5 protein-coding genes and 2 pseudogenes are annotated in these 6,380 nt (G+C 72.3%); all 7 read left to right on the plus strand.

Annotated features, from left to right (window positions below; all coding sequences use genetic code 11):
- A pseudogene (locus AOK03_RS27455) lies at positions 1-317 on the plus strand (hypothetical protein); the annotation flags it as partial.
- A 78-nt stretch (positions 318-395) separates the two neighbouring features.
- Positions 396-833, plus strand: a complete 438-nt coding sequence (locus AOK03_RS27460) for a phage tail protein (protein WP_055568037.1) — start codon at positions 396-398, stop codon at positions 831-833.
- Between the two features lies 1 nt (position 834).
- On the plus strand, positions 835-1,593 hold the full coding sequence (locus AOK03_RS27465) for a CIS tube protein (protein ID WP_055568038.1): 759 nt from the start codon (positions 835-837) through the stop codon (positions 1,591-1,593).
- A complete protein-coding gene (locus AOK03_RS27470; RefSeq protein ID WP_055568039.1) occupies positions 1,593-3,512 on the plus strand; it encodes a VgrG-related protein in 1,920 nt (639 codons plus the stop codon). Before AOK03_RS27465 ends, AOK03_RS27470 begins: the two co-directional genes overlap by 1 nt.
- A gap of 66 nt (positions 3,513-3,578) precedes the next feature.
- Positions 3,579-3,992, plus strand: coding sequence for a GPW/gp25 family protein (locus tag AOK03_RS27475; protein WP_055568040.1), 414 nt, complete (start codon positions 3,579-3,581; stop codon positions 3,990-3,992).
- A 6-nt stretch (positions 3,993-3,998) separates the two neighbouring features.
- On the plus strand, positions 3,999-5,960 hold the full coding sequence (locus AOK03_RS27480) for a putative baseplate assembly protein (RefSeq protein WP_055568041.1): 1,962 nt from the start codon (positions 3,999-4,001) through the stop codon (positions 5,958-5,960).
- Positions 5,957-6,380 (plus strand): annotated as a pseudogene (locus AOK03_RS42805) (hypothetical protein); the annotation flags it as partial. The gene AOK03_RS27480 and the pseudogene AOK03_RS42805, both read left to right, overlap by 4 nt.

Here is a 6,380-nt window from a genome sequence, read left to right on the forward strand (position 1 = left end):
CGCAGCCGCAGCCGCAGCCGAAACCCCAGCCGGTCAGCGCGACCGAACAGCCCACCACGACCTCCCGCGGCACCACCGGGACCGGCGGGACCACCGCCGCGGAGACCAAGTCGTCCGCCCCCGCCCCGTCTCAGCCCCACCGCGACGGCCCGGCCTCCGAATCCGGCTCCGACCCCGCGCCCGCCTCCGAGTCAGCCACCCCCGCCGATCTCGACGACCTCGCGCGGCGGCTGCTCGCTCCGCTCTCGCGGCTGCTCCGTGCGGAACTCCGCAGTGACCGCGAGCGGGTGGGCCGGCTCCGGGACCACGGCCGATAGCTGCAGTCGCGTCGGCCCGGCCGACCACCCGGCCCCCGGCCCCACCGTCCTCCGCCACCTCCACAGCAAAGAGAAACCATGCCCTCGCCCAAGGACCCCGGCTCCACCGTCTTCTTCAAGCTCACCATCGACGGCCAGGACCTCGGCCTGTTCAACGGGTGCGACGGGCTCTCCTCCGAGGTGGAGGTGGAACAGCGGCAGGAGGGCGGCAACAACGGGTTCGTCTGGCAGCTGCCCACCCGCGTGACCTTCTCCACCATCCGGCTCACCCGGCCCCTGACCGCCGACACGGCCCGCGTGGCCGCCTGGATCTCGTCCATCGCGACCGGGATCTCACGGCCCACCGCGCAGATCGCCGCGCTGCGCGCGGACGGGTCCATCGTCGCGCAGTGGGGGCTCGTCGAGGTGCTGCCCGTGCGCTGGCAGGGGCCCAGCCTGAGCCCGGACAGTCCGTCCGTGGCAACGGAGACGCTGGAGATCGCACACCACGGATTCACCGACGCGGGAGGTGCCTGAGATGGCCGCGCCCACCGGCGGAAAGGCCGGCGCGAGCCTGGTCCGCGCCGCGCTCGCCATTCACCAGCCGCCCACCGACCTCGGCGGGTCGATGGGCGGGCGGATCGGCGAGGTGGAGTTCCAGTTCAACCCGACGCAGCTGCAGATGGCACGGTCCGCCGAGTGGCGGACGCAGCGTGCCGTGGCCTACACCCGAGGCGCCCCGCCGAAGTTCACCGGCGCCGCCCCGGCCACCCTCCAGCTGGAGGTGTTCCTCGACTCCTCCGGCACCCCCAACTCCGGGAAGGTGCAGAAGCAGGTCGAGCTGCTCCTCTCGTGCTGCGAGGTGACCCCGCAGAGCGTCACCTCCAAGCGGCCCTCCCCGCCGTGGGTACGGTTCTCCTGGGGGTCGTTCAACACCGTGCAGTTCGTGGCGTACGTGACCAACGTCAGCGCGACGTACACCCTCTTCAACCCGACCGGCGAGCCGATCCGCGCCACCTGCTCGCTCGCGCTCACCGAGGTGTCGATGCCCACCAAGGGGCAGAACCCGACCTCGGGCGCGCTCTCGGCCCGCCGTGTGCACCGCACCGTCGCCGGTGACTCGCTGGCGTCGCTGGCCTGGCGGGAGTACGGGGACGCCACCCGCTGGCGGCTGATCGCCGAGGCCAACGACATCGACGACCCGATGCGGCTGCGGCCCGGCACCGAACTGCTGCTGCCGGCCGCCGAAGAGGCCAGGCCCGGCCCTGTCACCACCCCCGCGCACGTGGAGCCCTGATGAGTGAGAAGACGTACACGAGCGTCCTGCACGCCGAGATCGGCGGATCCGTCCTGCCCGACAAGCTCGCCGTGCTGCTCGTGGAGGGCTGGGTGGACGCCAGCCTGAACGTGCCGTCCGCCTTCCAGCTGACCTTCGCCGACACGGGCGGAGACATCCTGGAGAAGTTCCCGCAGATCAAGGTGGGCGCCGAGGCCGTCCTGTGCCCGTTCACGGACGGCGTGCGCGGCAAGCCGATGCTGACCGGTGAGGTCACCGCCCTGGAGGTGGACTCGGACGGCGGCGGCAAGTCGCTGGTCGTGCGCGGCTACGACCAGGGGCACCGGCTGCTGCGCAACCGCCGCGTGCAGGGCTTCAAGAACATGACGGCGTCCGACATCGTGCGCCGCGTCGCCGCCGCCAACAAGGTGCGGATCGGGAAGATCGAATCCACGGCGACGGTGTACGAGCTGGCCACCCAGCCGAACATCACCGACTGGGACTTCCTCACCCGTCTCGCCCAGGAGAACGACACCCACCTGTCCTTCGACCAGAACGGGAAGCTGAACTTCGCCAAGCTCGCGCCCGCGTCGGGCGCGCCGTCCGACTCGACACCGGCCGCGCAGAGCCCGTACGTCCTCGAATTCGGGCACAACGCGCTGCACAGCCGGGTCGCGGTGACCGCCTCGGGACAGGTCGCCACGGCCGGGGTGCGGGGCTGGGACATGCGGACCAAGCGTGCCCTGTCGATGCAGTCCCCGGCGATCCGCAGCAAGGACATCGTCGCCGACATCACCCCCGCGCAGCTCTCGCAGCCGTTCGGGAAGGCCGAGCTGACCGAGACCGGGACGCCGTACACCACCCAGGCCCAGGTCACGCACGCCTCCAAGTCGCTGGCGGACGACGTGGCGGGCTCCTTCGCCGAGATCGAGGTCGCCGTCACCGGCAACCCCGACCTGCGGCCGGGTCAGCCCGTGGCGCTGAAGGGCGCCGGGTTCCCCTTCGAGGGGAAGTACACGGCGACCGGCGTGCGGCACGTCTTCGAGTCCGGGCGGCAGTTCACGACGTGGCTGACCGTCTCGGGGCGCCAGTTCCGCTCCCTCTACGGCCTCGCCTCCGGCGGCACGGATGCCGGGCCGACGATGCCGGGCGTCGCGATGGCGCTGGTCAGCAACGCCAAGGACCCGCTGAAGCTGAACCGCGTCAAGCTGCGCTTCCCCTGGCTCTCCGACAAGTACGAGAGCGACTGGTGCCGCATCGCGCAGCTGGGCGGGGTCAAGGGCGGCGGCCTGATGATGCCCGAGGTCGGCGACGAGGTGCTCGTCGCCTTCGACCGGGGCTCCCTCGAACATCCTTACGTGCTCGCCGGGTTGTACAACGGCAGGGACAAGCCGACGCCCAGCACGGACGGACTGCAGCCGATCGACCCGACCAGCGGCCGGGTCAACTGGCGCTCCATCTCCTCGCGCAGCGGCCACACCATGGAGCTCATCGACGCCAAGTCACGCATGAAGAGCGGCATCCGGCTGCAGACCGGCAACGGCCGCCTCACCGTCCACATGGACGAGACACGGACCAGCGTGACCATCCGCAGCGACGGCTCCGTGTCCATCTCCGGGACCCGCAACGTCAGCATCAGGGCGGGCGGCAACCTGTCGCTGACCGCGGGCGGCTCGCTGACGATGAGCGCGGGCGGTGCGGTCGACATCAAGGCCGGTGCCAAGTTCGGCGTCAACGCGGGCGGCATGGCGGACATCAACGCGACCGGCGTCGTCAGCCTGAAGTCGGCGGGCGCGGTGGCCGTGAACGCGGTCGGCGCGGTCTCCGTCACCGCTGCGGGCGCCGTGGCGGTCAACGCGGGCGCGGCGGCCGCCATCACCTCACCGGCCACCGTCGCGCTGACCGCACCGGCGGTCCTGCGCAACGGCCTGCCGTTCTAAGGGACTTGAGGGGCTTGAAGGACTTGAGAGAGTTGAGGGACATGTGCGTCGAGGGGGTCACAGGACATGAGTGAGCAGTTCGTCGGCGCGGGCTGGACCTTTCCGCTGCGTACGAATGCCGGCGGCGGCATCGCGCTGGCCCGGCGCGAGCGCGAGATCGAGGAGTCGATCCGCCTCGTGCTCGCCACCGCGCCGGGCGAGCGGCCGATGCGGCCGGAGTTCGGCTGCGCCGTCCACGACCTGGTGTTCGCGCCGGTCAACGAGGCGACGGCGGGACGGATCCGGTACGAGGTGCGGTCCTCGCTCGATCGCTGGGAGCCGCGCATCGACGTCCTGGACGTCGAGGTCACCCCGGCACCCGACGACCCGTCCGTCCTTTTCATCGACGTGAGCTACACCGTGCGCGGCACCAACAATCCGCGCAGTCTCGTCTTCCCCTTCTATGTGATCCCGTCCACGGAATCAGAGAGCGGAGTCTGAAGTCCGATGGCCCTGCCCGCACCCCACCTCGACGACCGGCGCTTCCAGCAGTTCGTCGACGACGCCAAGCGCTACATCCAGCAGCGCTGCCCGGAGTGGACCGATCACAACGTCTCCGACCCGGGTGTCACCCTCGTCGAGGCCGTCGCGCACATGGCCGACCAGATCGTCTACCGGCTCAACCGCGTGCCGGAGAAGAACCACCTGGCCTTCCTCGACCTGCTCGGCGTCACCCTCTTCGCACCCTCCGCGGCCCGCGCGGAGGTCACCTTCTGGCTCTCCGCGCCGCAGCCCGAGCCGGTGGTCCTGCCCTCCGGGACGGAGGTAGCGACCAGCCGCACCGAGACCGAGGAAGCGGTGGCCTTCGCCACCGAGGCGGATCTGACCGTGGTGCCCTGCGAGCTGTCGTCCGTGCTGCGACAGGAGGACGGCAGCACGCCCCAGGACTGCGGGCAGGACATCTTCGGCGGCCGTGACGTGGCGGCCTTCGCGGAGTCGCCGCGCCCGGGCGACACGCTGCTCTTCGGGCTCAGCGCGGCGGTGCCGCGGTGCGCGGCGGTGCTGCAGCTCGACAGCCGGGTGGACGGCGTGGGCGTCGACCCGCGCCAGCCGCCGCTGGTGTGGGAGGCGTGGACCGCGGACGGCTGGACCGAGTGCGAGGTCGACGAGGACTCCACCGGTGGCCTCAACCGCCCCGGCGACGTCGTGCTCCACATCCCCGCCGGTCACATCGTCTCCCGCATCGGGCGGCAGGACGCGGGCTGGCTGCGCTGCCGTGTCGTCGAGGCCGCGAAGGGCCAGCCGTTCTACAGCGCGTCGCCGACCGTGCGGTCCGCCGCCGCGTTCACCATCGGCGGCACGACCGGCGTCGCACACGCGGACGTCGTACGCGACGAACTCCTCGGCGACTCCACGGGCGTGCCCGGACAGCGCGTCCGCCTGGCCCAGGCGCCGGTGGTCGCCGACCGGCCGCCGCTGGTCCTGGAGGTCTCCGACGGCGAGGGCTCGGGCTGGGCCGAGTGGCAGGTCGTCGACGACTTCGCCTCGTCGGGCCCGTACGACCCCCACGTCACGCTGGACGCGGCGACCGGCGAGATCGCGTTCGGCCCCGCGGTGCGCGAACCGGACGGCTCCCTGCGGCAGTTCGGCGCGGTCCCGCCGAAGGGCGCCGCGATCCGCGCGACCCGCTACCGCACGGGCGGCGGCCGCACGGGCAACGTGGCCCGCGGCGCCATCCAGGTGCTGCGCAGCTCCATTCCGTACGTCGCCCGCGTGGAGAACCGCGAGGCGGCGCGCGGCGGAGTGGACGGCGAGACGGTCGAGGAGGCGAAGGTCCGCGCGCCGATCGCGCTGCGCGCGCAGGAGCGTGCGGTGACGGCGCGCGACTACGAGGAGCTGGCGCGGCGGGCCGCGCCCGAGACGGCGCGGATCCACTGCCTGGCCGCGGACTCCGCGGAGGCCGGGGAGAACGCGGTCCGGGTCCTGGTCGTCCCCCAGGCGGTGCCGGACCGGGGCGGTCGGCTCCGCTTCGAGCAGCTGGTGCCCGGTGAGGAACTCCTCTCCCGCGTCACCCAGTTCCTCGACGACCGCCGCCCGCTGGGCACCCGGCTCTCGGTCGGCCCGCCCTACTACCAGGGCGTCACCGTGGTCGCCACGCTCCACTCCTTCCGCGCCGCACACGCCGAACGCGTCCGCTCCGAGGCGCTCGACGCGCTGTACGCCTACCTCGACCCGCTGACCGGCGGGGCGCACGGCGAGGGCTGGGCGTTCGGCCGTCCCCTGCGCGCCGGCGAGATCTTCGCCGCGCTCCAGCGGGTGCCGGGCGTGGAACTGGTCGACGAGGTGCTCCTCCACCCCGCCGACCCGCTCACCGGACGCAGAGGCGACGCCACGGACCGCATCGAACTGGCGCCGTCCGCCCTCCTGTTCCCCTTCGACCACCGCGTCCGCGTCATCGAGGCACGATGACGAGCGGCACGGAGAACGACCCGCAGCCGACGGGCACGCCCGCGTCGGCGGAGCCGGACGGAAGGACGGGACACGCGCAGGAGTTGCCCGCGGAGGTGGGGCCTGCGGAGGTGGGGCCTGCAGAGGTGGGGCCTGCAGAGACGGGGCAGCCCGCGCAAGGCGCAGGTGCCGGTTCCGGTTCCGGCCCCGGTGCCGACCCCGCGCAGTCGGGGCACGCTCCCGGAACGCCGTACGCGCCCGCGCCGAACCCCTACTCCGACCCGAACCACTATTCGGGCCCGAACCCGTACGCCGACCCGAATCCGTACTCCGACCCGAATCTCTACTCCGGCCCCAACCCGTACACAGAGCCCAACCCTTACTCCGACGCGAGCCCCGGCTCCGAGCGGAACCCCTACACCGAACCGAACCCGTACACCG

Origin of the sequence: Streptomyces atriruber (genome assembly GCF_001418325.1) — a bacterium.
Lineage (GTDB): Bacteria > Actinomycetota > Actinomycetes > Streptomycetales > Streptomycetaceae > Streptomyces > Streptomyces atriruber.

Bases quoted from the DNA above. Each gene is read 5' to 3' on its own strand.
- AOK03_RS27460 (WP_055568037.1), top strand. From the start codon at position 396: ATGCCCTCGCCCAAGGACCCCGGCTCCACCGTCTTCTTCAAGCTCACC.
- AOK03_RS27480 (WP_055568041.1), top strand. From the start codon at position 3,999: ATGGCCCTGCCCGCACCCCACCTCGACGACCGGCGCTTCCAGCAGTTC.
- AOK03_RS27465 (WP_055568038.1), top strand. From the start codon at position 835: ATGGCCGCGCCCACCGGCGGAAAGGCCGGCGCGAGCCTGGTCCGCGCC.
- AOK03_RS27470 (WP_055568039.1), top strand. From the start codon at position 1,593: ATGAGTGAGAAGACGTACACGAGCGTCCTGCACGCCGAGATCGGCGGA.
- AOK03_RS27475 (WP_055568040.1), top strand. From the start codon at position 3,579: ATGAGTGAGCAGTTCGTCGGCGCGGGCTGGACCTTTCCGCTGCGTACG.